The organism is Hoeflea sp. TYP-13 (assembly GCF_040932035.1).
GTDB lineage: Bacteria > Pseudomonadota > Alphaproteobacteria > Rhizobiales > Rhizobiaceae > Hoeflea_A.
In genome coordinates, this window is the sequence record NZ_JBFRBB010000005.1 from 262,908 (window position 1) to 288,758 (window position 25,851).

The 25,851-nt window shown below is 60.2% G+C and carries 16 protein-coding genes; 8 read left to right on the forward strand and 8 right to left on the reverse strand.

The window, feature by feature from the left end:
* Positions 1–7 precede the first annotated feature (7 nt).
* Entirely contained in the window at positions 8–1,267 is a 1,260-nt protein-coding gene (ispG, locus tag ABVT35_RS24300) for a flavodoxin-dependent (E)-4-hydroxy-3-methylbut-2-enyl-diphosphate synthase (RefSeq protein WP_368470086.1), read from the reverse strand.
* 80 nt (positions 1,268–1,347) lie between these two features.
* On the reverse strand, positions 1,348–1,935 hold the full coding sequence (locus tag ABVT35_RS24305) for a TetR/AcrR family transcriptional regulator (protein WP_368470087.1): 588 nt from the start codon (positions 1,933–1,935) through the stop codon (positions 1,348–1,350).
* A gap of 123 nt (positions 1,936–2,058) precedes the next feature.
* Here ABVT35_RS24305 and ABVT35_RS24310 point away from each other — a divergent pair, with 123 nt between their 5' ends.
* Positions 2,059–2,517, forward strand: a complete 459-nt coding sequence (locus ABVT35_RS24310) for a (2Fe-2S)-binding protein (protein ID WP_368470089.1) — start codon at positions 2,059–2,061, stop codon at positions 2,515–2,517.
* A gap of 3 nt (positions 2,518–2,520) precedes the next feature.
* Entirely contained in the window at positions 2,521–4,824 is a 2,304-nt protein-coding gene (locus tag ABVT35_RS24315; RefSeq protein ID WP_368470091.1) for a molybdopterin cofactor-binding domain-containing protein, read from the forward strand.
* A gap of 45 nt (positions 4,825–4,869) precedes the next feature.
* Here ABVT35_RS24315 and ABVT35_RS24320 read toward each other — a convergent pair whose 3' ends face one another.
* Positions 4,870–5,844 (reverse strand): NAD-dependent epimerase/dehydratase family protein, encoded by a 975-nt coding sequence (locus tag ABVT35_RS24320; RefSeq protein ID WP_368470093.1) that lies wholly within the window; start codon positions 5,842–5,844, stop codon positions 4,870–4,872.
* Between the two features lie 109 nt (positions 5,845–5,953).
* On the opposite strand from ABVT35_RS24320, the gene ABVT35_RS24325 reads away from it, so the two are divergent.
* The 5 genes from ABVT35_RS24325 to ABVT35_RS24345 all read left to right on the forward strand — a co-directional run bounded on the left by ABVT35_RS24325 (position 5,954) and on the right by ABVT35_RS24345 (position 11,155).
* The gene (locus ABVT35_RS24325; RefSeq protein ID WP_368470095.1) at positions 5,954–6,838 is read left to right on the forward strand and encodes a LysR family transcriptional regulator; all 885 of its coding nucleotides are present in this window, start codon (positions 5,954–5,956) and stop codon (positions 6,836–6,838) included.
* A gap of 114 nt (positions 6,839–6,952) precedes the next feature.
* The gene (locus ABVT35_RS24330) at positions 6,953–7,396 is read left to right on the forward strand and encodes a DUF3302 domain-containing protein (RefSeq protein WP_368470096.1); all 444 of its coding nucleotides are present in this window, start codon (positions 6,953–6,955) and stop codon (positions 7,394–7,396) included.
* A gap of 12 nt (positions 7,397–7,408) precedes the next feature.
* The gene (locus ABVT35_RS24335) at positions 7,409–8,554 is read left to right on the forward strand and encodes an HlyD family secretion protein (protein WP_368470098.1); all 1,146 of its coding nucleotides are present in this window, start codon (positions 7,409–7,411) and stop codon (positions 8,552–8,554) included.
* 2 nt (positions 8,555–8,556) lie between these two features.
* Positions 8,557–10,149: an efflux transporter outer membrane subunit gene (locus ABVT35_RS24340; RefSeq protein ID WP_368470100.1), complete on the forward strand. Its 1,593-nt coding sequence runs from the start codon at positions 8,557–8,559 to the stop codon at positions 10,147–10,149.
* A gap of 70 nt (positions 10,150–10,219) precedes the next feature.
* Positions 10,220–11,155 (forward strand): diacylglycerol kinase family protein, encoded by a 936-nt coding sequence (locus ABVT35_RS24345; RefSeq protein WP_368470102.1) that lies wholly within the window; start codon positions 10,220–10,222, stop codon positions 11,153–11,155.
* A 7-nt stretch (positions 11,156–11,162) separates the two neighbouring features.
* Here the strand turns inward: ABVT35_RS24345 and ABVT35_RS24350 are convergent, their stop codons facing one another.
* The 3 genes from ABVT35_RS24350 to ABVT35_RS24360 all read right to left on the reverse strand — a co-directional run bounded on the left by ABVT35_RS24350 (position 11,163) and on the right by ABVT35_RS24360 (position 16,769).
* On the reverse strand, positions 11,163–12,314 hold the full coding sequence (locus ABVT35_RS24350; protein WP_368470105.1) for an MFS transporter: 1,152 nt from the start codon (positions 12,312–12,314) through the stop codon (positions 11,163–11,165).
* 39 nt (positions 12,315–12,353) lie between these two features.
* Positions 12,354–15,812 (reverse strand): pyruvate carboxylase, encoded by a 3,459-nt coding sequence (gene pyc, locus ABVT35_RS24355; RefSeq protein WP_368470106.1) that lies wholly within the window; start codon positions 15,810–15,812, stop codon positions 12,354–12,356.
* Positions 15,813–16,016: 204 nt separating this feature from the next.
* The gene (locus tag ABVT35_RS24360) at positions 16,017–16,769 is read right to left on the reverse strand and encodes a LuxR family transcriptional regulator (protein WP_368470107.1); all 753 of its coding nucleotides are present in this window, start codon (positions 16,767–16,769) and stop codon (positions 16,017–16,019) included.
* A 327-nt stretch (positions 16,770–17,096) separates the two neighbouring features.
* Here ABVT35_RS24360 and ABVT35_RS24365 point away from each other — a divergent pair, with 327 nt between their 5' ends.
* Positions 17,097–18,278: a lytic murein transglycosylase gene (locus ABVT35_RS24365; protein ID WP_368470109.1), complete on the forward strand. Its 1,182-nt coding sequence runs from the start codon at positions 17,097–17,099 to the stop codon at positions 18,276–18,278.
* Here ABVT35_RS24365 and pbpC read toward each other — a convergent pair whose 3' ends face one another.
* Complete coding sequence (gene pbpC, locus ABVT35_RS24370; protein ID WP_368470110.1) at positions 18,279–20,366, reverse strand: penicillin-binding protein 1C; 2,088 nt, start codon at positions 20,364–20,366, stop codon at positions 18,279–18,281.
* Positions 20,366–25,825 carry an MG2 domain-containing protein gene (locus ABVT35_RS24375; RefSeq protein WP_368470111.1) on the reverse strand — a complete coding sequence of 1,820 codons (5,460 nt, stop codon included), beginning with the start codon at positions 25,823–25,825 and terminating at the stop codon, positions 20,366–20,368. Before ABVT35_RS24375 ends, pbpC begins: the two co-directional genes overlap by 1 nt.
* Positions 25,826–25,851 lie beyond the last annotated feature (26 nt).

The window sequence follows — 25,851 nt, forward strand, 5'->3', positions numbered from 1 at the left end:
CACAGGACTAAGCAGCATCGGGCCCCTTTTGACGGCCCTGCCCGAAACGGTTTTCGATATAGTCATTCACCATCGCTTCGAATTCCCGGGCTATATTGGAGCCCCGCAGGGTTTTGACCTTCCGACCGTCGACGAAGACCGGTGCGGCGGGGCTTTCGCCGGTGCCGGGCAGTGAAATCCCGATATCGGCATGCTTGGATTCACCCGGTCCGTTGACGATGCATCCCATGACCGCGACGTTGAGCGCCTCAACCCCGGGATATTTTTCCCGCCAGACCGGCATGTTGCGCCGAATGTCGCTTTCGATCTTCTGCGCCAGTTCCTGAAACACCGTGGAGGTTGTACGCCCGCAGCCGGGACATGCGGCGACCACCGGGACAAACTGCCTGAAGCCCATGACCTGAAGAAGCTCCTGTGCGACCTGCACTTCCCTTGTCCGGTCGCCTCCGGGCTCGGGCGTCAGCGAAATACGGATAGTGTCACCAATACCCTGCTGGAGGATAATGCCAAGAGAGGCGGATGACGCAACAATGCCCTTGCTGCCCATGCCCGCCTCCGTGAGGCCGAGATGCAAGGCGTGGTCCGAGCGCTTGGCAAGCTGTGTATAGACAGCAATAAGGTCCTGTACCTGGCTGACCTTGGCCGACAGAATGATCTTGTCGCGCCCAAGACCTATCTCTTCGGCAAGCTCGGCCGAAAGCAGTGCGGATTGCACAATCGCCTCCTGCATCACCTCCTGGGCGCTGAGGGGGCCTCCCTTTTCGTGATTTTCGTCCATCAGCCGCGTCAGCAGCACCTGGTCGAGCGATCCCCAATTGACACCGATGCGCACCGGCTTGTCGTGGCGGATCGCCGTTTCCACGATCTGGGCGAATTGCTTGTCCTTCTTGTCCTTGAAACCGACATTGCCCGGATTGATGCGGTATTTGGCCAGTGCCTCGGCACAGGCCGGATGATCGGCCAGCAGCTTGTGGCCGATATAGTGGAAATCGCCGACAATCGGCACGTCCAGCCCCAGGCGCTCCAGCCTTTCGCGGATTTTCGGCACGGCAGCCGCGCTTTCGTCCCTGTCGACGGTAACACGGACGATCTCTGATCCGGCCTTAAAGAGCGCTGCGACCTGCGCAACGGTTGCATCGACATCCGCCGTGTCGGTATTTGTCATGGACTGCACCACGACCGGATGGTCACCGCCGATCTTCACGCCGCCGACATCGACCGCGACCGACGGACGTCTTGCAAATACGTGCGAATAATAGTTGCTCATCGGAACCTCTGTGCCGGCCAGGATGCATTATGCCGTGAGGTGGTACAATCAGCCCTCAATGTCAACACGATGACGCTGCGTCATCGGCTGCCGGCCATCACAATAAGATTTGCGAGATCGCGAAACTCGGCCTCGATCTGCTCGAGGGATTGGGCTCTGGTCTTGATTCCCTCGATCGTGTTGACAATCAGCCTGGCAAGAGCCCCGCAATCCATGCTTTCATCCGCCAGTTTGAACTCCCCGCGCCGCATTGCCTCCAGAAGGCCTTCATGCAGCGCCGCCTCGATGTCGAGCAGCCACGCATCGAACATGTCGCCGGCAATCTCTTTGTTGAGGCCAAGCAGTTCGTCGCCATGGGGCGTTGCCGAAATCTCCCTGTGCACCTGCAGGATACCGCGATCAAAGGCGTCGAATAGCCTTTCCGTAAATGGCCGGTCCGTGAACAAAGCCTCGTTCACTTCTTCAACCATCACCGCCTTCATCGCAGCCACAAATGCCCTGAAAATGTCCGCTTTGTTGCGATAATGCTGGTAGAGCCCAGGTCGTGACATACCGGCTGCCACGGCAATGTCCTCCATTGAGGTGCGCTTGAAACCATAATTCACGAAGCGCTTGTAGGCAGCTTGCAATATCAGGTCGCGACGCGGATCGTCGGTGCTCGGTATCATATTATTGACATTCTGACATTAATTGTTATTTTGTCAAATACTCATAATTACGCATCCTATGCGCCACCGGTTTTGCACTATTGCGTGCAGTCAAAGCAAGTCCGACACGGGAGAAGACAAGCCATGAAACTGACTGTCAACGGGACGGTCCACGAGCTGGACATCGAGTCCGAAATGCCTCTTTTGTGGGTTTTGCGGGATGAATTGAAAATCAAGGGGCCGAAATTCGGTTGCGGTATCGCAATGTGCGGCGCTTGCACGGTCCATGTCGATGGAGAGCCGGTGCGCTCCTGTTCGCTGGCGATCGGCGATGTCGACGGCGAAGTGACCACGATCGATGCGATCGGCTCGCAGGAAACGCTGCATGCCGTCCAGGAGGCCTGGATCAAGGAACAGGTTCCGCAATGCGGCTATTGCCAGTCCGGTCAGATCATGAGTGCGGTGGCACTGCTTCGTGATATTCCGAATCCGACGGATGAAGACATCGATGATGCCATGTCCGGCAATCTTTGCCGCTGTGGCACCTACCCGCGCATCCGCGCCGCCATCAAGAGCGCTGCGGCCATGAAAGTGGGAGCCTGATCGATGAGCAAACCAGCAAGCAAACCGAAAAAATCCCGCCTTCGCAAAATCGCCCGCCGCACCTTCCTCATCGGCACGGGCGCTGTCGCCGGCGGCCTTGCGGTCGGCTACTATTTCTACCAGCGCGAACACCCCAATCCCCTGCTGGCGGATTTGGACGACGGCGAGGTCTCCTTCAATCACTATGTGACGGTCGCGCCCGACAATACGATCACGATTATCGTACCGCGGGCGGAGATGGGCCAGGGCGTATCGACAACGCTTGCGGCGCTTGTAGCCGAGGAGCTTGATGTCGGTCTGGAAGACATCGTGGTCGAGCATGGCCCGGCATCGCCTGCCTATATGAACCAGGCAATGCTGATCGAATCGGCTCCGTTTCCGACCTTCGACAGGAGCTTTTCCGCCGAGGGCATGCGCAGCGTCATGGAAGTTATTTCCAAGTTCCTGGCATTGCAGGCTACCGGCGGCTCGTCGGCAACCATCGACGCATTCGAAAAGATGCGCCATGCCGGATGTGCCGCACGCGAAGTGCTGAAACAGGCGGCAGCCGAGAAATTCGGCGTACCGGCATCAACGCTGGTAACGGAAAATGCAACCGTCACCGATCCCGCCAGCGGCAAGTCGGCGACCTATGGCGAACTGGCAGCGGCCGCGGCCGGCAAGACGCCGCCCGCCGATATGGAGCTGCGCGGCCGCTCCGAATGGAAGCTGCTCGGCAAATCCCAGCCACGCACCGATGTCAGAAAAAAGGCGACCGGCGCACCCATCTACGGTGTCGATGTGGATCTGCCCGACATGCTCTACGCAACGGTCAGGATGAACCCTCGCCTGGGTGGCGCAGTCAATTCCATTGACGCGAGCGATGCCGAAAAGATGAAGGGCGTCGTCAAGGTCGTTCCGATCGAAAGCCAGACCGGAAACGGTTTCGGGGTCATCGCCGACAACAGCTGGCGGGCTTTCCAGGCCGCCGAGGCTGTCAAGGCCGATTGGGGTCCGGCGCCCTATCCGGCCGATACGGACGGCATTACCGCCAAGCTGAAGGAAGCGCTCGACGGCGGTGAATACTCTTCATTGCGCGAGGCCGGCGATGTCGTGACCGCATTTGCCGACGCGCCGAGCGACAACCTTATCGAAGCTGAGTACCAGGTGCCGTTCCTTGCCCATGCCTGCATGGAGCCGATGAACGCAACGGCCTGGTTCCGGGACGGCAAACTGGATGTGTGGGCACCCAACCAGGCGCCGACGATCCTGCAGGACATCTGCGCATCGACAGCCGGTATCGACAGCGATCAGGTCAACATCCACACCACCTTCCTCGGCGGCGGCTTCGGCCGGCGCGGCGAGGTTGATTTTCCCATTTATGCGACCAAGCTCGCCATGGCGGCGGAAGGAAGGCCGGTCAAGGTCACCTGGACCCGCGAGGAAGACACCACGCACGATACCTACCGGCCCGGAGCGGTCAGCCGCTACCGGGCCGTGCTCGACAATGCCGGAAATCCCAAGGCACTGCACGCAACCGTTGCAGCACCATCGATCATGGCAAGCCTGCTTGGCCGCACCTATCCGAGCCTGCCCGCCGGTGGACCGGACAAGACGATCATCGAAGGGGCCTACGACCAGCCCTACGACATCGACAACTACCGCATCGACGCCGCCAAGGCGGACCTTTCGATACCGGTAGGCTTCTGGCGTTCGGTCGGCAACTCCTTCAACCCGTTTATGCAGGAGAGCTTCCTGGATGAGATTGCAGCGAAATCAGGCAAGGATCCGCTGGCTCTCAGGCTGGAACTGGCCAGCTCCTGGCCGACGGCAACGGGCGTTCTTCAAAGGGTTGGCGACATGGCCCATTGGGGCGAGCCGATGCCGGAAAACCGGGCACAGGGCGTTGCCTTTGCACTGTCCTTCGGAACCTGGGTCGCGCAGATCGTTCAGGTCAAGGACGAGGACGGTTCGATCCGCATCGAAAAGGTCTGGTGTGTTGCGGATCCGGGCGAAGTTCTCGACCCCGAAATTTTCAAGGCCCAGATGATGTCGGGCATCGTCTTTGGCCTGTCATCGGCGGTCGGACAGGAGATCACCTTCTCCGACGGCATGGTCGAGCAGTCCAACTTCCATGACTATGATGCAATACGGATGAACCAGTGTCCTGACATCGAAGTGGAGGTGCTGGAAAATGCCGCGCACATGGGTGGCGCCGGGGAGCCCGGCACGCCGCCGTCCATACCCGCCCTCGCCAATGCGGTCTTTGCGCTGACCGGCAAGCGCATCAGGAAACTCCCGCTGTCGAACGAAGTGGACTTTGTCTAGAACAGATTGACCCGCCCTCAAGGCGGGTCTTTTGTTTTCGGATGGTTACACCGCAGCGAAAGCTCTGTTTTGCTGTGGATGCGCGGCAGTCACTCCCAGATCGGCCAGTGCAGCGGCAACGGCCGCCTGCGGTTCGGTACACGGCACGGCGCCGATTGCCGCGTCCAGCGCATGTCCGTCAAGGCTGTGCGGCACTTTCCACAAGTATGCCATCTCGCAGACCTCCCGCAGCATCGGCACCACCAGCGCTCCCGCTTTCAGGAGCGGCCAGGGAACGCCGGCCCGTTTTAATGGCATATCGGCTGCGGCGTCGCAGTAGCGTTTCAGCTCGTCGCCGGTCATCGTGTGCCCGGGAAACAGAAAGGTTGCGAACCGCTGCAACTCGCCGGCTTTGCCGGCAAGACGAACAAATGTCTCCGCAAGATCAGGCAGATAGGCCCAGCTGTGCGCAACATCCGGAGGGCCCGGATAGGTGAAAACGCCCTTAGCCATCTTCGATGCAATGACAAGATCGAACCAGGACCCGGTGACCGGCCCACCGTAAAAATCTCCGGCGCGCAGCAAGATTGTCTGGACGCCGTTGCGTTTTGCCCGGTCCTCAAACAGTTCTTCCAGCCGGATGCGGATCAGTCCCTTGCGTGTTTCAGCTTTTTGTTGCGTGTAACTGTGCACATGAGACGGAATGGTGCGGCCGTAGTTGTAGACATTGCCGGGAAACAGGTGAACCGCACCGTGCTCGCGGGCCGCCGCCATGACATTCTCACCCATCGGCAGGACAAACCGCTTCCATTGCGTATAGGCCGGGTTAAGCCCGTTGAAAATGAAACCGGCGCCCTGTGTTGCGCGGATCAGGGCCTGCCGGTCCATCGCATCGGCAGTGCGTTGTTCGATTTCTGCGGCAAGCCCTCGGGCATTGCCTGAACGGGTGACTGCAATCACCCTGTATCCGGAAGCATGAAACGCCTTTGCAACGGCGTTGGAGAGCCGCCCGTTGGCACCGAGAACCGCGATTGTCTGCATTGATCCATCTCCTTCAGAATTGAAAATCATGCCTCGACACTATCGCTTCATTATCGTATTTTAAATTGAAGACCATGCATGATTAATATTCAAATATGTATCGAACTATATGGACTGGAACCTGATTCGAAGCTTTCTCGCGGTGGCGGAACACGGAACGCTTGCCGCCGCTGCCGACCATCTCGGCGTCAGCCAGCCGACGCTCGGGCGCCATATCGACGCCCTTGAGAATTCGCTCGGCCTCATTCTGTTCGTACGCGGGCGCAGCGGCATGAGCCTGACCGAGGCGGGCCTGTCGATTGTCGATGACGCAAGGGCCATGCGTGCCGAAGCCGAGCGATTGACGGTCAAGGCAGCCGGCCGCGCGCAATCCGTCAGCGGAACGGTGCGCATTACCGCAAGCGAGGTTGTCTCAACCTATATTTTGCCCTCAGTTCTCGCAGCGCTTGGCGATGCGGAACCCGACATTCAGATCGAGCTGGTTCCCAGCAACACCGTTGAAAACCTGTTGAGCCGTGACGCCGATATCGCCGTTCGCATGGTGCGGCCGTTGCAGAACGACGTAATCGCCCGCAAGACGAATGATCTCGGCATGGGCACCTATGCGCATGAGGATTACCTTGCGCGCCACGGCACGCCCGCCAGCGCGGATGAGCTCTTTCAACACCGGCTTATCGGAATGGACCGGTCGAGCCTGATCATTGATGGCATGGCGGATATGGGCATCCGGGCGCAAAGAACCTCCTTTGCCATGCGCACCGATGATCAGGTGGCCTATGTGGAGCTGATCAAGGCCGCAGCCGGGATCGGCTTTGCCGCCCATTTTTTGGCCCATGGCCACCCGGGAATGCGCCGCATTCTTCCCGAAATAGAGATTCCCGCGCTGCCGATCTGGCTTGCATCGCATCAGGAACTGCGCACCAGTCAACGCATCCGGCGTGTGATGGATTTTCTTCACGAACATATCAGCGCGCTGCCGCTCAACGCTGTGTGATGCACTGCCAATTTATGATTGCCGGTGTTGCAATATTTCAATCGGCAGGCGACTATGGCGCGCGGCCTGCAACGGTGCGTCGGTAACAGGGATCCTACAAGGGGAGGCGGCTCAATGCACTTGGTTGACTGGACATTGACCGGGTATGATTACCTGACCTTCCTCTTCCTGCTCGTCCTCATCATCGCATTTTTTTATATCCTCATTCAGCTCGGCAGCCTGCCCGGCAAGATAGCCGAGAGAAGGAACCACCCGCACGCTGAAGCGGTCAAGATTATCGGCTGGATCGGCCTGTTTACCGTATTTCCCTGGATTCACGCCATCATCTGGGCACTGCACGAAGCAACCCTCGTCGATGTCCGCTCCATGCCCGACAGCGATTCGGATCTGGATGTGCAAAAGGCTTCCGTCTACGGAATTCCGCTTCCCGGGGGCCCGGCGAAACGGGTTGTAACAAGGGATGGACCTTCGGGAGACGACATCCGGGAAAACAACAATGGAGACGAGACGCAGCAATCCGCCGAAAGCAGTTCCGACAAACCCGACAAACCGGCATAGCGGGGTAGGTGGATGTTTGTAGCGATCGGTATTGTCGTAGCCTATATCGTCTTTGTCTGGCTCGTATTTTTCCGGTTTCGTCTGCTGAAGTTCAATATCGTCTGGGGCATCGTCGGCTTCTGGGTAGGCGTCCATCTTCTGCTGATATTCCTTGTGGCGCTGCGGTTTTTCCAGCCCTTTTCGCTGGACAGCCACGTCGTGCGCCCGACCATTCAGCTCGTTCCCAGGCTGACGCAGCCGACCATCCTGAAGGAAGTACTCGTCACCGCCAATCAGCAGGTCAAGGCCGGCGACGTTCTCTACCAGTTCGACAAGACGATCTATGAGGCCAATGTGGCAACGGATCAGGCCAATCTCGTCCAGGCGCAGCAGAACGCCAAGATCCTCGATACCGATGTTGAACTTGCCAACGACGCGCTCGCCGAAGCCGTCGCCAACCAGACCTATGCGCAGGAAGAGGTCAATCGCTATACCGACCTCGTGCCCAAGGGTGGCGCGCGTCAGGAAACGCTCGACAAATGGACGCAGCAACTGGCCGCCGCAAACGCCCAGGTCGCCGAAGCCCAGGCCAATGTGCAGAAGGCGGAGCTTGCCCGCGACGCCAAGGTCGACGGCGTCAACGCGCAAGTCGTCAGCGCCGAGGCGCAGCTTAAAAAATCGCAGTACTATCTCGAACAGACCACCCTGCGGGCACCCGAAGACGGGGTTGTCATCACCCAGCAGGCCCGTCCCGGACTTGTCGTCGGCAACCGGCGCATTGCCGCACTTGCGGTGCTGGTCGCCGATGCCGACCCTTACCTGCTTGCAACCTACTATCAGGAACATCTGAAGTTCGTGGAACCCGGCCAGGAAGTGGAAGTGGCGCTCGACATCTATCCCGGTCAGATCTTCAAGGGCAGCGTCGAGGCTGTCTGGTGGGGCACCGGCCAGGGTCAGATCAAGCCGAGTGGCAATGTTCCGGCTTTCCGGCTGCCGAAGCTGCAGGGCCGTATCGCAGTCCAGATCAAGGTTGACGACCCCAATCTGAAACGGCTGCCGGCCGGTGTGCACGGAGCGGCCGCAATCTATACCGGCCTTGGAAAAGGATTTGCGCCCTTGCGCCGAATCAACATTCGGCTCTACAGCTGGGCCAACTTCCTGTTCCCATTGGATCTGTAATCATGGCGGGTGTGCTTGGAAAATTCAGCCTGGGCTCCGGACACATAATAACCGTCGCGGCCACGGCACTGACCGGTCTTTTGTTGGCCGGATGCATGGTGGGCCCGGATTTCGAACGGCCCGAAGCACCCTATCTGGGAAGCTGGAGCAAGGGCGCGGGTTTGCCTGTCGACAGCAAAACCGGCTTCACCACCCGCAGCCAGGCGGTCAACAACTGGTGGACCCTGTTCAAGGATCCGGCTCTGACATCGCTGATCGACGAAGCATACAAGCAAAATGTGTTGCTTGAGGCTGCCGGCGTTCGGGTCTACCAGGCACGTGCGCAGCTCGGTATTGCCAAGGGCGAGCTTTTTCCGCAACAGCAGCAGGTCGGCGCAGGCGTCGAATCCGTCCAGCTCAGCGAAAACGAACCGCTCGTGCGCGATATCCAGCAGTTCATCCCGCTCGATCCGAACTTTACCCGCTATAGCACCGGCTTCGACGCCGGCTGGGAAATCGACCTGTGGGGCAAGATCCGCCGCGACGTGCAGTCGGCGCGGGCAAACCTCCTCTATCAGATCGCCAGCTACGACGATGCTCTCGTCACGCTGACCGGCGATATCGCTGCAACCTATGTGACCATCCGCGAACTGCAGGGCCTCATCGCCATCACCCGCAGGAACCTCGCATTGCAGAAAGAGAGCCTCGATATCGCCAAGGTCAAGCTTGAAGGCGGAACCACGACGAGGCTCGATGTCGACGAGGCAACGGCATCCTACAACAGCACGCTGGCAACGCTGCCCGGTTATGAGGCTGAGCTTGCACAGGCCATGAACGCCATGAGCGTGCTTTTGGGAGAAACCCCTGGAAAGGTTGCGCCGCGGCTGAAGAAATACAAGCGGCTTCCGCGCGTGCCGGCCACCGTGGCCGTGGGCGTTCCCGCCGACATGCTGCGACGCCGGCCCGATATCAGAGCTGCGGAATATATGGCCGCCGCCCAGTCGGCACAGATCGGTGTGGCAAAAGCCGATCTCTACCCGGCATTCACCATCTCCGGCGCCGTGGGCCTGAAGGCCAGCGATTTCAGCGGCCTTTTCAATACACGCAGCTTCGAGGGTTTCATCAACCCTGCCTTTTCCTGGAACTTTCTCAACTATGGCCGCATACAAAACAATGTGCGTGTTCAGGACGCGGAATTCCAGGAAACACTGCTGCAATACAAGAACACCGTGCTCAACGCCTATTCGGAGGTCGAAACCGCACTGGTCGCGTTTGTAAAGTCGAAAAAGCAGGCCGTTTACCTGTCCCGCAGCGTCGCGGCGTCCAAAAGCGCCGAAGCCGAGGTGCTTGAACAGTACCGGGACGGCACCGCCAGCTACGACCGTGTTCTCGATGCGCAACGGTCGCTGCTCAATTCGGAAGCCCGCCTGCTGGCAGCGCGCGCAAATGTCCTGACCAACCTGATCTCTGTCTACAAGGGTCTGGCAGGCGGATGGATTCCGCCAAACGTCAAGGGCTTCATCAGCGACAAGACCCGGACCCAGATGGAGGACCGCACCAATTGGGGCCGGCTGCTTGAAAAGCCGGTTGAACCGAAGGCGACGCCGACCCAGTGATGAAGCGCAGGCAGCAATTGGCATACGGCACAGGAAGGATCGGTGAGCATCACCTGCCGGCGCGCATTCCATGAACACGTTTGTCATCATCAATCCGCGCGCGGGAAGCGGCCGCACCGGCCGGCGCTGGCCGGAGATTTCCAACAGGCTTGCCCGCGGGATTGGGCCTTTCGACCATGCATTCACCACCGGCAACGGCGATGCCACCAGACTTGCAAGCACCGCTCTGGATCGGGGCGCAAACCTTATTATCGCGGTCGGCGGCGACGGCACGGTCAGCGAGGTCGTCAACGGTTTCATGGATGACGGCGCCAATGTCAGGGAGGGATGCGCATTCGCCGCTATCAGTGCCGGAACAGGGGCTGATTTTGCCCGCAGCCTTGCGACCCGAAATGACGGGCACGATGCGGTCGCCGATATCGCATCGGGCAAGGAGCGGCGCATCGATCTTGGACGCGTCACCTATACCAACAATGATGGAAAAACCGCCAGGCGGCTGTTCATCAACATTGCCAGTATGGGCCTATCCGGTGAGGTCGACCGGGCGGTCAACGCCGAACGGATGACCGGTCTGCTGCCCGGCAAAGCAGCCTATTACATCGCCACACTCGGCGCGCTGCTGCGGCACCGCAGCAAAATGCTGCGGTTGGTCATCGATGAAAGGGAGGAACTGACGGTCGATACGACGATGGCGGCCATTGCCAATGGTCAGTATTTCGGCGGCGGCATGCGCGTCGCACCATACGCCTCGCTGCATAGCGGCGAATTCGAGATCATCATTCTGCGTGGCGGCTCGAAACTGACCCTGATAAAGGACATGACGCAGGTCTACCGCGGCGCCCATATGGATCATCCGATGATCATCGCCCGCACCGGCCGCCATGTGACCGCCGAGGTTGTTGATGATCGCGGCGGAAAAGTCCCGCTCGATATAGACGGCGAATCGCCGGGATATCTGAAAGCGACTTTCGAAATCCTGCCCGGCGCACTGACCCTGCGGCAGTAGAGCGGGCCTATTCTCCGGCAGGTGCCGCTTCCTCCGCACCGATATCCGCGTGACGTGCGACGGAAGAAAGCAAAAGGACAACGCCAAACAGCGCCGCTAGCCCCATAAACGCGACCGAAAAACCGTTATACTCGGCGACAAAGCCGATCAGCGCCGGCGCCAGCAGAATTCCCGAATAGCCCATGCAGGTCGCGATGCTGATACCGACGCCTGCGGGCAGTCCCGGAAGGTTTCCGGCGGCCGAAAGCGCGACGGGCACCAGATTGGCAATCCCGAGACCCGAAAGCGCAAATCCGGCAATCGCCATCGACGGTCCGCTGGCCGTTGCCGCCAGCACCAGTCCAACGGCAGCGACAATCGCCGAATAGCGGATGGTCGCAACGGCGCCGAGACGCTGGCGCACCGCATCGCCGGCAAACCGCATGAGCGCCATCGTCGCCGCCACCGCGCCGAAGGCAAGGCCGGAATAGGTGACGTCCGCGCCAAGGTCCTGCCGCAGATAAAGCGCGCCCCAGTCGAGTATCGCGCCTTCCGGAACCATCGAAAACAGGGCGACAAGCCCTACCACATAGGGCATAGGAGCAAGCGTCAGCTGGAATTTCGGCTTGGTTTCGGCAGCGACCGGCAGGTCGGGCGCCAGTCGCGATTGAAAATACAACGCGACGAGCAGGGCGATAACGGTCACGATCCCCACCTGCTCGAATGTGCCGAACCGGTCGATCAGCAATCCGCCGGAAGCCGCGCCGACAAGACCGCCAAGGCTCCAGAAACCGTGGCACGATGACATGATGGCGCGTTTGCGCCGCCGCTCGACTACCACGGCATTGGCATTCATCGCGATATCCATGGAACCGATGATGCCGCCAAAGATGAAAAGCACCGCCGCAAGGATTGCGACACCGGGCGCAAGGACCACCGGCAGCAGGGCGAAGGAACACAATATGCAGGTGACGCGCAGCACAGGCAGCGCACCGATCCTCGCGATGAGCGCACCGGAGACCGGCATGATAAGCAGCGATCCGAATCCAAGCGCCAGGATCATCATGCCGACCTGCCCCTCAGACAGGCCATGACGGCCGGCAAGCTCGGGAACCAGCGGTGCCCAGCTTCCGACCACGAAGCCGTTCATCAGGAACATTGCCGAAACCGCTGCCCGCATCCGCCGATGCTCCCTAAACTATTGGCCGCCTGAACGGTGTCAGGCGTAGACCACCAGAAGGTCCTTGGCGTCGATCTGATCGCCGGCCTTGACGAGAACTTCCGAGATTACGCCATCTTCTTCCGCATGGATGGCGGTTTCCATCTTCATTGCCTCGATGGAAAGCAGAACGTCGCCGGCCTGCACCTCCTGCCCGGCCGCGACAGCGATTGTCGACACCACGCCCGGCATCGGCGCGCCGACATGTGCGTCGTTTCCGGCCTCGGCCTTTCTGCGCTGCGCCGCCGCCGATGCGCCGTGGGCACGGTCCGGCACCTTGATGCGCCGCGGTTGGCCGTTGAGTTCGAAGAACACCGTGACCATGCCCTTTTCGTTCGGTTCGCCGACCGCAAGGTTCCGGATGACCAGCGTCTTGCCTTTTTCAAGGTCGACGAACAGCTCGTTGCCTGCAGGCAGGCCGTAGAAATAGGACGGCGTCGGCAGGGTTGAAACCGGGCCGTAGGTCCGTCGCGCCATGGCGTAGTCGGTAAAGACCTTCGGATACATGAGGTAAGACGCAAACTCGAACTCGTTGACCTTCCGGTCGATGGTCTTTTCGATCGCCTTGCGTTCGGCCTCGAGGTCGGCCTCCTCCAGGAGCGAGCCCGGACGGTCGGTATAGGCCTTTTCGCCCTTCAGCACTTTTTTCTGCAGCCCCGCGGGCCAGCCGCCCGGCGACTGGCCGAGATCGCCGCGCATCATCGAAACAACCGAATCCGGGAAGGACACGTCACGCTTCGGGTCTTCGACGTCTTCCACCGAAAGGTCCTGCGATACCATCATCAGCGCCATGTCGCCCACTACCTTGGACGATGGCGTCACCTTGACGATATCGCCGAACATCTGGTTGGCGTCGGCATAGGCCTGCGCCACCTCGTGCCAGCGGGTTTCAAGACCGAGCGAGCGCGCCTGTTCCTTGAGGTTGGTGAACTGGCCGCCCGGCATTTCGTGCAAATAGACTTCCGATGCCGGCCCCTTCAGATCGCTTTCGAAGGCAACATATTGCGCGCGCACCGCTTCCCAGTAGAAGGAGATGCGGCGAATCCATTCAGGATCGAGCCCCGGATCGCGCTCGCCGCCACGCAGCGCCTCAACGATTGAGCCGAGGCAAGGCTGCGACGTGTTGCCCGAAAGCGCATCCATCGCGGCATCCACCGCATCGACGCCGGCATCCACTGCCGCAAGCACAGTCGCGGCTGAAATGCCGGACGTGTCATGCGTGTGGAAATGGATCGGAAGGTCTGTTGCATCGCGCAGCGCCGTGAAGAGCTGTGTTGCCGCAGCGGGCTTCAAAAGGCCGGCCATATCCTTGAGCGCAATGATATGCGCGCCGGCATCGGCCAGCTCGCGTGCAAGCTCCGTATAATATTTGAGGTCGTATTTCGGCCGCGCCGAATTGAGGATGTCGCCGGTATAGCAGATCGTTGCTTCGCACAACTTGTCTTCCTCGCACACCGCATCCATTGAGACCCGCATGTTGTCGACCCAGTTAAGACAGTCGAAAACGCGGAACAAATCGATGCCGCCGGCCGCTGCCTGGCGGACGAAGTGCTTGACGACATTGTCCGGGTAATTGGTGTAGCCGACACCGTTGGCGCCGCGCAGCAGCATCTGCAGAAGAAGGTTCGGCGCACCCTCGCGGACCTGCGACAGGCGCTCCCACGGATCCTCCGTCAAAAACCGCATGGAGACGTCGAAGGTGGCTCCACCCCAGCATTCCAGGGACAGAAGGTTCGGCAACGCCCGTGCATAGGTGCCTGCAATGCGGGCAATATCATAGGTACGCATGCGTGTCGCAAGCAGCGATTGATGACCGTCGCGCATTGTCGTGTCGGTCAAAAGGACACGGCTTTCATTACGCATCCATTCACCGAATTTCTTCGGGCCCAGTTCATCGAGTTTCTGCTTGGTGCCGTCCGGGATGGCGCCGCCAATGGGCGGAACAGCGGGAGCGCTGACGTCTTCGGCAGGCTTGATCCTGTCCCGGGTTTCCGGGTGGCCGTTGACTGTCACATCGGCGAGATAGGTCAAAAGGCGTGTCGCCCGGTCCTTGCGCCGGACCTGCGCAAACAGTTCCGGCGTGTTGTCGATGAATTTGGTCGTATAGCTGTTGTCGCGGAAATGCGGGTGTCCGATGATCGCTTCGAGGAAGGTCAGATTGGTTGCCACCCCGCGTATGCGGAACTCGCGCAGGGCCCGGTCCATGCGGTCAATCGCCTCTTCCGGCGTCGGCGCCCAGGCGGTCACCTTTTCAAGCAGCGGATCATAAAAGCGCGTGATAACCGCACCCGAATAGGCCGTGCCGCCATCGAGCCGGATGCCGAAGCCGGTCGCGCCGCGATAGGCGGTTATGCGCCCGTAATCGGGTATGAAATTCTGCTCCGGATCTTCCGTCGTGATGCGGCACTGTAGCGCATGCCCGTTGAGCCGGATATTCTCCTGCGCCGGCACGCCCGACTGCTCGGTGCCGATGGCATGGCCGTCGAGAATATGGATCTGCGCCTTGACGATGTCGATGCCGGTCACCTCTTCGGTAACCGTGTGCTCGACCTGGATCCGGGGATTAACCTCGATAAAGTAGGGAGCGCCCGTGTCGGCATCCATCAGGAATTCGACGGTTCCCGCTCCGATATAATCGGTGGCCTCACCGATCCTGATCGCATGGGCTGCAAGATCGGCCCGTTGCGCATCGTCGAGATAGGGCGCTGGTGCGCGTTCGACGACTTTCTGATTGCGCCGCTGTATGGAACAGTCGCGCTCAAAAAGGTGAACGACATTGCCGTGCGTGTCGCCAAGCAGCTGGACCTCGACGTGGCGTGCCCGTTCGACCAGCTTTTCCAGATAGACCTCATCCTTGCCGAAAGCAGCACGCGCCTCGCGCTTGGCCTCGGTGACTTCCCGTTGAAGATCATCCTCGGAGCGGATAACGCGCATGCCGCGGCCGCCGCCGCCCCAGGACGCCTTGAGCATCACCGGATAGCCTATTTCCCGGGCCATGCGGGCGGTTTCTGCCGGATCGTCCGGCAGTGGGTCTGTTGCCGGAACCACCGGCACACCGACTTCGAGCGCCAGATTGCGCGCCGCGACCTTGTTGCCGAGGCGGCGCATCGTCTCCGGCTTCGGCCCGATGAATATGAGCCCATTGTCGGCGCAGGCTTCGGCGAATTCGGGACTTTCGGATAGCAGGCCGTAACCCGGGTGAATGGCATCCGCGCCGGACAGTTTGGCGACACGGATCATTTCCTCGATGGAAAGATAGCTTTCGATCGGTCCGAGATCGGCATGCAGATGCGGCCCGCGGCCCACCTGATAGGATTCATCCGCCTTGAAACGATGCAGCGCCAGCTTGTCTTCTTCGGCCCACACGGCGACCGTTTTGAGACCCAGTTCGTTGGCTGCGCGAAACACTCGGATCGCTATTTCAGATCGGTTCGCGACCAGGATTTTCGAAATCGGCAAGGCAAAAAACTCCAGATATCACAGGTGTCGTAAGAGCGGCGGCGGCCGCATGACGCACCTATTAGAGCGTTTCGTGCGTAAAATGAAGCAGTGCGGGCAAAGAACTTGCCGCAATTCCGTAACACTTGCACACAGCCGCACCGCCTGTTCCGTGCGAAATTCGCACGGTCCGGTCGGTCCGACTTGTCGTCAAGCGGCGTTTTGTTACGAAATCAGGCCGAGCCGGAACGCGATAGCCACCGCGTGATGCCGGTTCTTGGCTTTCAGCTTGATCTGGAGTGCGTTCATGTACCAGTCGACCGTGTGGTTCGACAGGTTCAAAACCGAGGCAATCTCGTTGGACGTCATTCCATCGGCAAGATAGCTCAGTGCTTCCATTTCGCGCCGCGTCAGCTGAACATCGACCGTGGACGACAATTCTTCATTGACGATCGGATCGGACAGCTCGAGCAACCGCCAGAAGACGATTTTTGCCAGCGCGTCAAACAGGGTCATTTCCAGGGGGCTGAGATCGACCTGTCTGCCGCCGACGGACAGGTTGCCCATCAGGCCGCGCCTGCCGTGTATGGGAAAGATATAGCCGCCCTCTAGTCCGAATTTGAGCGCGTCGACCATCATGCGTTGCATGCGGCGGCGATGCGGGTCCGATTGGAAAGCCGGGATGGCCTCGGCCCAGCTGAAGCCTTTGCGCGCATGTCCAAGATACCGGATCGTCGGATCGATCAGCACATATTTCTTCTGCATGTAGCGCGCTGGCCAGCCGTCGGGCCAGCGTCCGGCCAGAACAAGGCTGAGCGGATCTTCGGATGCCTTGGGTTGGCGTATAACGCCGTAATAGTCGAAGCCACAGGTATCCAGTACCGATTCGAGCCCGTCAATAATATCCGGTTGCGACTCGAGATCATTCACCGACTCAAGAAAGTCAATTATTGCGGCTGTTTTCACTGAGTTCCCCATAGCTGTCACCTGGTTGGCTGGCCGGCTAAATATATCCCGGCTCTATCGTATCTATCGGTTGCCATCCACCAATTTTATCCGCCCTATCGGAGCTTAACCGGCTTCAAACATCTGGCGGGCCTTCGGACTGTTGTCCCAATGCCCAAAAGTCCCCAACCACGGACAATTCCCATCGTCGGCAATCATAGTCATTCTTGCCGATCTGGCAAAGCCAATCATTGTTCTACTAACACCATAATATTTTGCTCAAATTCAGACTGTCCTTTCTTCGGCCAGCCTTGCCAGCCCCGACCTTGCTGATATGCTCTGGCCATGCTGAGCAATCAAATGACACTGTGGATCTGCTTGACGCTCGCCGTAATCGTGATGCTGTTTCCAGCGCCGCTGCAGGTCCAGGCGAAACCGAGTTTCAGGAATTTTGTCGATTCGCTTTATCCCGACGCCGCGGCCGCTGGCGTTGAATGGGAGACCTTCGAAGCGGCGACTGCCGGTCTGCAACCCAACAACAAAATCATCAAATTCACCAAAAGCCAGCCCGAATTCAAACGCTCCATCGGTCAATACGTCGAAAAACGTGTAACGGCTGCCCGTATACAGTCCGGTCAGGCGATGGCAAAAAAATATGCCCGGACACTATCCGCCATAGAAAAGAAATACGGCGTCGACCGGTATGTGCTCCTGGCAATCTGGGGCATGGAAACCAATTACGGCGGCTATATCGGCAACAGCGACACGCTTCGCTCGCTGGCAACACTTGCCTATGTCGGCTATCGCGGCGACTATTTTCAAAAGGAATTCATCAACGCCCTTCTGGTTCTCCAGCAGGAAAAACTCAGCCGGAAGCATATGCGCGGTTCCTGGGCCGGTGCAGTCGGTCACACGCAGTTCATGCCATCGAGTTTCCTGAAATATGCTGTCGATCACAATGGCGACGGCAAGCGGGACCTATGGGGCAGCAAACCGGACGCACTCGCGTCGGCTGCCAATTACCTCAAGGGCAACGGCTGGAAAACCGGAGCGCGCTGGGGCTATCAGGTAAACCTGCCAAAAGGACTGGACCTGACCAAGGCTGATGATACCTACCGCAATTGGGTCAAGCGCGGCGTCGTCCGCATGGATGGCGGCAACCTTCCCGACAGAGGGTCGGCGACACTTCTTTTTCCAAGCGGCATCGAAGGCCTCGCCTTTCTCGCGACGAACAATTTCATGGTGCTCAAATCCTATAATTTCTCCGATGCCTATGCCCTTTCGGTCGGCCATCTGGCGGACAGGATAGCGAACCGCGCATCACCACTGGCTGGCAACTGGAATGTCGAAAAGCCGCTGAACAAGGCCGAGCGGATCGACATGCAGAAAAGAATGCAGGCGGCAGGCTACCCGGTTCCCCGTACCGACGGCCGCGTCGGCCTGGAGATGCGGGCAGTTATTCGCGACTACCAGGCCCGCAACAATATGACACCCGACGGGCATGCCGATCAGGCGGTCTACAAATCCGTTAAAAGCAAATAGCTATTCGACAATGATGTCGACGTTGGCCGTGCGGCCCGCCGCATCGATGACCGAGAGGCTTGCGCTGCCGCGGCCGTCGGGCGACCACTGCCACTTGCGCTGACGCACAACGCTGTCCACCGGCTTTCCATTGGCCAGCCAGCGGAACGGCGGGCGGCCACCCTGCAGCTTGACAACCAGAGGCAAAAAAGCCTCTCCGGATGTGCGGCTGAGCGCGATGCGTGCGCCACTCGGCGGATAGGCAATCTGTGGAGCCGTCTCGCCGCTGGTTGAACGCTCGAAACGCTCTTCAAATGTCAAAAAGCGCCGCATGGATTGGGGAAGATCGGCACGGGCCAAGCGCACGGCGCCCGATGGCGGCGCATTGAACGGTTCGATGGCTTTTCCCGATCGCGCAAAGGCCTCGAACAGAACCGGAGCGGCAGCTGAGCGGCCCGTGAGTCCCGGCACCGCGCTGTTATCGGGCCGGCCAATCCAGACACCAATAACGTAGCGGCCATCAAAACCGACGGACCAGGCGTCCCGGTAGCCATAACTGGTGCCCGTCTTGTAGGCAATTTCCAGCCGCGGCGAACCGACCGGGGCAACAACACCGCGCAGGATATCGCGCACGTGCCAGCGTGCGACGCTCTGCAGAAGAGGTCCGTTACCCGATCGGACGGACTGCGCATCGACCCCGTTTGACAGCATGACGGACCGGCCATCTATGGCCACCAGGCCACTATAGAGCTGGACAAGATCAACGAGCGTCGTGCCGATACCGCCAAGGCCTATGGAAAGGCCGGGACGGTCGGTTGCCGGCAGACGGTAGCGCATTCCACCGCGACGCAGCAGCGAAGCAAGCCTTGCCGGCCCTACCGCTCCCAGCAACCTGATTGCCGGGACATTCAACGACATCTGCAGCGCATGCCGGATGCTGACATCGCCTTGAAACTGCATATCGAAATTGCGTGGCCGGTATCCTGAAAAATTCGCGGGCCTGTCCGAAATCAGCGTTTCGGGCAACACCAGCCCTTCTTCAAACGCAAGACCGTAGATAAACGGTTTTAGGGTCGATCCGGGCGACCTTGACGCAAGGCTCATATCGATCCAGCCGGCGCGGCGGCTGTCGAAATACCCCGCGGAGCCCACCTGGGCGAGTATGAACCCATCACGGCTGTCGGCCATGACAATGGCTATGGACAGGCGTTGCTGAAGCCGCTCTGCGGCTTCCTTCGCCACCGATTCCAGATTGGCCTGTACGTCTCTTAACAGCGTGGTCTGATGCAACAGCCGTTCAGGATTGCCGGCGCGCGCGCGCTGCGCCAGATGGGCTGCAAAAGCCGGCAGTGGCCGGCGCCTGACGAGAAAGTCGAGCCCGGCAACCCGCTCGATTTCAGCCGGGTCGATCAGGTCTTTTTCCGCCGCCCGCGCCAGCACCCTGAGGCTGGATTGCCGCGCCGCTTGTTCGTTGCGGTCGGGGCGCCGGGTTTCAGGCGATTGCGGCAAGGCAACAAGGAGAGACGCCTGCTGCAGGTCCAACGATGCCGGCTCCTTGCCGAAATAGGCAAGACTGGCCGCCCTGATACCTTCCAGATTGCCGCCATAGGGTGCGAGCGTCAGGTACCATTCCAGGATTTCATCCTTGCTAAGCTGCCGCTCAAGCTGAACCGCCCGCGCAATTTGCAGCAGCTTTGCATCGAGCGTGCGAGAGGGCCGTGGCTCCAGAAGCCGCGCAAGCTGCATGGTGATGGTCGAACCACCCGAAACAATGCGGCCATTGGTTATCATCTGCCCGAGCGCCCGCATCATCGCCAGCGGGTCGACGCCGCGATGCGTCGCGAAACGCTTGTCCTCATAAGCGATCAAAAGCGCCAGAAAATCCGGATCGACGGCGTCAAGCCGGGGCTTCAGCCGCCAGCGCCCCTCTTCGGTGGCAAAAACGCGAAGCAGAGCTCCGTCGCGATCGGTGACCTCGACGGAAAGCGAACGGCTATTTGGAAGCGGCGGCGGAAACGACCGGTCAAGAACGAGCGCAAGCACCACAACAAGCGCGGCAAAGACTGCCACGCAACCTGACGCAACCGCTATCCGGCCGCCGCGTGACATTACCGTCCTCCGGTTTTGACCATCATCCATCGCGATGCGGTTCGCGCCGCATATTCCGGCCGGTACATGTCCTCAACCTGCGCTGCCGGATGGGTGTACACGCCCGGAACGACAGCTCGAACGACATAGGCAACCGTGATCGGATCATTGCTGCCGCTCGATGTCTCGAAAGCGGCCACGAAGCGGTCGTCGCGGAACTCGGTGTGAGCCGGAGCCGTTTCGCCAAGCCATGAAAAGCCGGAGAGCGCGGCACTGTCAACAAGGCGCGGATTGTCGATTTCGAGACCGGCTGGAAGCAGATCCGTAACGACGATGCGCGACGGCAGCGCATTGGTCTGCTGAATGGAAAGCACGACGACGAAACGCTGGTTCTGAGAAACCGTATCGACCGAAACCTCCTTGCCATCCAGATCGTGATAGCTGCGGGCGATTGTAAACCCGTTTCCACCGGCCTCCGGTGGCTGTATCGGGGCCGCAACGGTCGTCACATAGGCGGTGATCGGCTCGGCGCCATTGTTTTCGACGCGGATCGGATGCCGCGCAAGATGGGCGCCCGATATGCTACGGCTGATGGCACCATCCACCGCTTCACCATCCACGCGCAATTTCAGCGCGCTGCCTGTTTCCTGAACCGCCCGCGCCGCCAGGAGCATCCATGCCTGCTCCTGCGTGGTCCTTGCCGGCGTGACCGTCTGGCGTTCTGAGACCAGTTTGATCATGTCGCCCACCAGTGGCGAAACCGGCCGGCTCTCTCCGGCCAGCGCAAGCATGGCCGCATCGTCACGCAACACCGAACCGTAATCGGTCCTTCTCGGATCGATCTGAGCGCTGTTTGCGAGCCTGTAGGAGGAGCCGAACGCCCGTTGCGCCCGTTCCGCGTCACCGTAGAGCGCCAGCGCCGCAGCGATCTGCGCCCGCGCCAGCGGCGTGCGGAAGGCATCCAGCTGTGCATCGGAATAGTAGCGAAGATCGCCGGCCGAGGCCCGCTTGTTGCGTGCAAGCACGTAAAGCGCATAGGCGATGCCGTCACCATTGTCGGCAACATCGGTTGTGTAGGACAGAATATTCTGCAGGTTGTCGAGCGCGATACGCATCGACTGTTGCGGAACATCATAGTCCTTCTCCCGTGCGCGGGTCAGGAAGTCCGCCACATAGGCATCAAGCCACAGATCGCCGCCACCCGGCCCCCAAAGACCGAAACTGCCTTCTGCGGATTGGTAGGAAAGGACACGCGCCACCGCCTTTTGCACGCGGTTGCGCAGGTCCGGATCCTCCAGAAGCGATGCCGGCGCGTCGAATTCGCTCAGATAAAGCAGCGGCAGCGCACGGCTGGTCGTCTGCTCGGCGCAGCCATAGGGATAACGGTCGAGCGACATGAGAAGGCCCGGCACGTCAAAATCCGACCGCGACACATCGATACTGACGCTGGCGCCGTCTACATAGTGGGCGGCAATCAGTTCGCTGTCGATGATCGCCGACCCGCCATTGGCGGCAAGCGGCAGCTCCATGCGGGTTGTAACGGGCAAAGTCGCAGGACGGATTTGCAGCGATTGCGCATTTTCGACCGCGACCCCGCCGGGACCGGACAACCGCAACACGATATCGGCGATTCCTGGCCGGTCTGCCTTGACGTCGACAGACAGCACCGCGCTCTTGCCCTTCTCAAGCTCAAGCGTTTCGGGAATGCCGTTGCCTTCGAGCGAGATTTCATCTCCGGTCTGCAGCAAGACCTCATAGGTGCCAGCAGGACCGTCCGCATTGGCGATATCGAACCGCAACTGCGAAGTATCTTCCGGCGCCAGGAACTTCGGCAGGCTGGCCGTGACCACCACCGGGTCGCGGACAATGACATCCTTTTCGCCATGGCCGACACCGCTCTTCGTCCAGGCGACGGCCATCAGCTTCAGGGTTCCGTTGAACTGGGGAATGTCGAAGGACACGACGGCCTTGCCCTCGTCATCCAGAGTAACGATGCCGGAATAAAGCGACACCAGCTTTTCCCGCGGCGGGCTTCCCTTTATCTGCGCCTGCGGCCCATCGCCACCGGTGCGCAACCGGCCCGATATTCCCTGCGATCCATCGATCAGACGTCCGTAGAGATCGCGGATCTCAACCCCCATGCGCCGCTGTCCGAAATACCAGTTTTCAGGATCCGGCGCGGTGAAGGAAGTCAAGTTCAGGATGCCGACATCCACGGCAGCGAGCGTAATGCGTGCCTCCTCGCCGGCACCTGCGCCCGAAACCGTAACCGGTATGTTCAGCGTCGAATTGGGCTGGATTCTTTCAGGCACATCCAGCGCCACATCAAGCGCCCGGTCCTGCGGGCTGATCGACAGCCATTTGATGCCGACGGCACGCGACGGCATTCGGCTTTCCGCATCGCTGCCGGGACGGATCAGCGTTGCCGTGACATAGGCCCCGGCGCCCCAGTCGCCCTTTACCGGAATATCAATGACGGTTCCGCCCTCAGGCACCGGCGCCGTCAGGACCTCATAGAGGCGGTCGCTGGAAACGGTAATCAGGGCTTCGCCGGAAAAACGCGGCGAAATCTGCAGTTTGGCTGTATCGCCCGCCGCATATTGCTCGCGGTCGAGCGCAACCTCAAGACCGTCCGGCGTTTCGGTCGAGGCGGTGCTGACATACCAGCCGGCATTGAACTCCGTGCTGGTCGCCGGTCCGCCCGTTTCGGCCGTCTCTACCTTGAGTCGGTAACGGCCCCAATCGACGGCAACGCTGATTTCCGCCGGAGATTTGTCCGTCACGGCAATAACGCCGTTATTGACCTGCTTGGTATATTCGACCGGCTCGTAGCGCCAGGAATTGCCTTCGCGATACCACTGATAATCGCGCTCAATGCGAAGCAGTGTCCACTTTAATCCGTTTGCAGCCATGGCCCGGCCATCGGGGCCGGCGGCAATGATCTGGAAGCTTGCCGCCGCATTTTCCCCGACCAGCCCGTCTTCGAATTCGGGTTTGATGCCGATCATCATTCCCTCTGGTTTGACGGCCATGACGCCCGTGCGCTCGACGGCGCGGCCGCCGCCCTCGCGAACGCGAACAGTCAGATCCGCCTGCAGCGGATGGGTCGTTGCGGGCAGTGCCTGAAGATCGATATCGATTGTGCCGCGCCCACTGTCATCAAGGTTTTGTACGGCACCCACGTCGAACTGCGATTCAACCGGCGTCTCATCCGCAAGCCCGAAAACAAATCCCGGGAAATCCGCACGATCGCGCACAGACTTCAGTTTCAACTCGGCTTCCACGGCAAGACCGGCTGCCGGTGCGCCATAGAGGAAACGGCCATCGATCCCCGCCTTTTCCGCCACACCCGCCACCAGCTGATTTCTTGGCAGTTCCAGTTCGAATTCAATGCGGTCGGGTCTGAAATCCTCGACCAGAAAGCGGGTTTCGCTCAAATGGGAACCCTTCGGATCGGCAAATGTCCTGACGGTCCACGATCCGTGCATGGCGTTGGCCGGCAGATCGAGATCAAGCTCGTAGCCGCCGGCGGTTCCGCCGGTGCGCACCACACGCTGCTCTTCCTTGCCGTCCGGCCGCAGCACGACGAAGGTCAGCGGCAGATTGGCAACGGCCATGGCTTCATCATCGCGTATGATGGCAGCGAGATGCGCCGTTTCACCTGCCCGGTAAATACCCCGGTCCATCCAGGCAAATAGATCGAGCGGTCCGGGCGACGCTCGTCCGGTCACGCCTCGGTCGGAAAGATCGAAGCCGGCGCGTGACAGATCCAGGAAGACGAAATCGCCATCCCCGCTGTCTGCGGTGACAATTGCCGGTTCGCGCCCGTGTTTGCCGCGCACCAGACCGGCGGCAAAGTCGGCGCGCCCGTTTTCATCCGTGGTCGACTGCCCGAGCACCTCGTTGTTGCGCGCAAGCAAGGTCAGGCTGACCCTGGGTGCCGGTTTTGCCGAATCGAGCGATCGGGCAAAGACATGAAGCCCCCCGCTGCCGGAAAAAGTCGAAAGGCCGATATCGGAAACCACCAGCCACTGGGTCGCACGGCTGCGCCAACTGTCGAGCCGCTCACCCGCGACCCGTGCCGTCATCACGTAAACACCCGGTTTTCGTTCCGGCACCGCCTCGTCGATGGGAAAACTGGTCGTGGTTTCGCGGTTGAGTTCGTTCTGGGTCTGCAGCTCGCCCTGCCAGACGAGCTCACCCAGCTCGTCGCGAATACGGTCGGCATCATAGGCATCAAGCTGCCGCAAAAACTGCGACTGTGCCATCACGGCGGCCAGCGAGCGGCTGCCGATCCGGTAAAGCTCGATCGCAACAGCGTCAGCATTGACGCTGACCACCGGAACACCCTTGCGCCCGGCGCCGGGCAGGACGAAACGGTCGCCATCGAAACGCACCGTCGGCGACCGGTCGCGGATATAGGCGTTGATGGTAACCGGCGCCTCTAGGACTTCGCCGACCTCTGCCGGCAGCCCGGCCCTCAGTGTCAGCCGGTAGTTTTTTCCGTGTGCCAGACCGTCGGCGCAGATTTCCCGGTCTCTCGCAACCACATTGTCGGCGGCGCGCCCGTCGATCGTAACGTAAGACGCATAGTCAACGCCGGCCGCAGCCAGCGGATCCGAAAAGTGCACGCAAAGACGCGCTGACGCGCTGTCGGCATCGACCTGATGTTCGATGACACGAAAGCCCCTGCGCGCCCTGAGGTCCTGGAAGTCCGCCCTCACGCGCCGTGAATCGACCAGCGACAGGCTCTCCTTGTAGGCCTCAAGCGCTGGCCGGTACTGCTGGCGTTGCTCAAGCGCCTTTGCCAAAAGGTCGAGTGCTGTGGCGCGGGTTTGCGTATCGCGCGAAATCTCGTAGCCGTTGAGGGCTGCCGATGTCGCGGTGCGCTGCAGCTGGTAGTCGCTGCGGTTGGAGCGGATCAGGTAGTTGATGGTGGCGTTGGAAAGGTCCAGCCAAAGTCCGGCGTCCGTGGGATCGATTGCGAGTGCGCGGCTGAAATGATCGATCGCCCCCCCGTCGTCCCCTGCCGAAAGTGCGCTGCGCCCCGCGGCAACTGTCGCCAGCAAGCCGGTTTCAGCATCCGGCCGGTTGACAAGACTGGTTTTCAGCCGCGCCGCTTCTGAATACAGGCCGCCCGGGAGAAACCCGAGTTTGGGTGGCGCACCGATGTCAGGCGCCGAGGTGGTGGAGACGACCTTTCCGGCGATGGCGCCGTCGAACGAATCCAGTCGGTTGAAATCCGATTTGAGAAAACACCACTGCGCATTGGTGTTGTAGGTGAAGGCCCGGCAATCGTCGTCGGCAAGACACATGGCCTTGCAGCGGTCGAGCGTGACCTCTTTTTCCGCCCGCAGGTCGAAACCATAAAAATCGGCATTATCATAGGTTTCGATCTGCCGCGTGTCGGCGGCAAAGCCGCTACCGGCGAGCACACCAATTGTCACAGCGACAGCCGCCGCCTTGAAATGCCTGAACATCAATTCCTCCCATCAAGGACAGATTC

Coding starts and splice junctions, on each gene's coding strand:
- ABVT35_RS24360 (WP_368470107.1), bottom strand. CDS start 16,769: ATGGGGAACTCAGTGAAAACAGCCGCAATAATTGACTTTCTTGAGTCG.
- ABVT35_RS24345 (WP_368470102.1), top strand. CDS start 10,220: ATGAACACGTTTGTCATCATCAATCCGCGCGCGGGAAGCGGCCGCACC.
- ABVT35_RS24335 (WP_368470098.1), top strand. CDS start 7,409: ATGTTTGTAGCGATCGGTATTGTCGTAGCCTATATCGTCTTTGTCTGG.
- ABVT35_RS24305 (WP_368470087.1), bottom strand. CDS start 1,935: ATGATACCGAGCACCGACGATCCGCGTCGCGACCTGATATTGCAAGCT.
- ABVT35_RS24325 (WP_368470095.1), top strand. CDS start 5,954: ATGGACTGGAACCTGATTCGAAGCTTTCTCGCGGTGGCGGAACACGGA.
- ABVT35_RS24320 (WP_368470093.1), bottom strand. CDS start 5,844: ATGCAGACAATCGCGGTTCTCGGTGCCAACGGGCGGCTCTCCAACGCC.
- ABVT35_RS24315 (WP_368470091.1), top strand. CDS start 2,521: ATGAGCAAACCAGCAAGCAAACCGAAAAAATCCCGCCTTCGCAAAATC.
- pbpC (WP_368470110.1), bottom strand. CDS start 20,366: ATGTCACGCGGCGGCCGGATAGCGGTTGCGTCAGGTTGCGTGGCAGTC.
- ABVT35_RS24330 (WP_368470096.1), top strand. CDS start 6,953: ATGCACTTGGTTGACTGGACATTGACCGGGTATGATTACCTGACCTTC.
- ABVT35_RS24340 (WP_368470100.1), top strand. CDS start 8,557: ATGGCGGGTGTGCTTGGAAAATTCAGCCTGGGCTCCGGACACATAATA.
- ABVT35_RS24350 (WP_368470105.1), bottom strand. CDS start 12,314: ATGCGGGCAGCGGTTTCGGCAATGTTCCTGATGAACGGCTTCGTGGTC.
- ispG (WP_368470086.1), bottom strand. CDS start 1,267: ATGAGCAACTATTATTCGCACGTATTTGCAAGACGTCCGTCGGTCGCG.
- ABVT35_RS24365 (WP_368470109.1), top strand. CDS start 17,097: ATGACACTGTGGATCTGCTTGACGCTCGCCGTAATCGTGATGCTGTTT.
- ABVT35_RS24375 (WP_368470111.1), bottom strand. CDS start 25,825: ATGTTCAGGCATTTCAAGGCGGCGGCTGTCGCTGTGACAATTGGTGTG.
- ABVT35_RS24310 (WP_368470089.1), top strand. CDS start 2,059: ATGAAACTGACTGTCAACGGGACGGTCCACGAGCTGGACATCGAGTCC.